This is a genomic window from Bacillus sp. ME78 (assembly GCF_903970865.1).
GTDB classification, from domain to species: Bacteria; Bacillota; Bacilli; order Bacillales; family Bacillaceae_G; genus Bacillus_A; species Bacillus_A cereus.
This window is the reverse complement of record NZ_CAJCKK010000081.1, coordinates 1-1,180: the sequence shown is the minus strand read 5'-3', so window position 1 is coordinate 1,180 and position 1,180 is coordinate 1. Positions and strand designations below refer to the sequence as shown.

Here is a 1,180-nt window from a genome sequence, read left to right as displayed (position 1 = left end):
ATTCAAGCATGTCATTTGGAATAGCACTAAATGCAGTTAATTTAAGTTGCCCAATTTGTTCTTCTCTAAAGGCTGCATTTATTTGCCCTCTAATATCACCGAATAATTCTCCCCATGCATACGCTTTTGTTGCGTCAGAATAAATAAACTTCGTTACCGCTCCTAAATCTTGCATTCCAATTGCTTCAAGTAATGGATGTTCCGTTACTAAATCTTCAAATACACGTTCTTGTGTAGTATATGGAAGAATTGAATCATCCTTAAATCCCCCATCTTGTACAACTGCATTAAAGAATTTACGTTCTTCAGACGTTAAAACGTTTTGTCCACGTGACGTCAAAATTTGAGCGTCTTGCGCTTCGATACGTGCTTGCGCTGAAATCTTTTCTGATAAATCCGTTACAAGAGTATCAAACATATCATCAAATGCAGCAGATAAATCCTCCATTTTTGTATCTTCCGCTTTCACCAGATTCATATATGCTTGTTTTTTCGCTTCAAAGTTTTCCATTGTACCTTTAATTTTAATAACCATAATTATTTCCTCCTAATTTTTGTGAATTAAAAAAACCTTTTCCGTTTTTGATTGCCCTCCACTTGTAAATGTGGTGGTTCTGGATTAGGTTTATTTGATAAATTCATATTTTGTTGTAAGTTATTCGTTACCCTATTAACAATCTGTTCCAACTGTTCATCAGTAATACCACTGTCACTTTCTCGATTATCAAACTCTACTTTGTCAGCAAAACCCTCTTGTACTGCTTGTTCAGCAGTAAACCACGTTTCAGCTTCTAATAAATTTGTAATCTCTTCACGACTTTTACCTGTTTTTTGCTGATAAATTGAAACTATCGACTCATCATACGCTTCGAGTGCATTCAATGTTTTTTGAATATCCTGCTTGTTTCCGTAAGCTATTGTTGACGCTTCATGAATCATCATTCGTGAACCTGTGCGCATAACAATCTCGTCTGCAGCCATTGCAATAATCGATGCAGCAGAAGCTGCTAGTGAAGTAACTTCCACAATGACTTTTTTATCTAAGTCCTTTAAGTAATTATAAATCTCAACACCTTGATCGGCATCGCCACCACCACTGTTTAGTTTAATTTTAACTGTAGATGCTCTAACTTCTTTCAAAGCACTTCTTACACTTTCAGCACTAATAGCATCGTACCAC

At 35.8% G+C, this 1,180-nt stretch carries 1 protein-coding gene and 1 pseudogene; both read right to left on the bottom strand.

The genetic code is table 11. The features are described from left to right. Positions 1 to 535 (bottom strand): annotated as a pseudogene (locus H6481_RS28140) (phage major capsid protein); the annotation flags it as partial. 26 nt (positions 536 to 561) lie between these two features. Beyond that, on the bottom strand, positions 562 to 1,180 hold a 619-nt coding region (locus H6481_RS28135; protein WP_182813809.1), incomplete at its 5' end, for a head maturation protease, ClpP-related.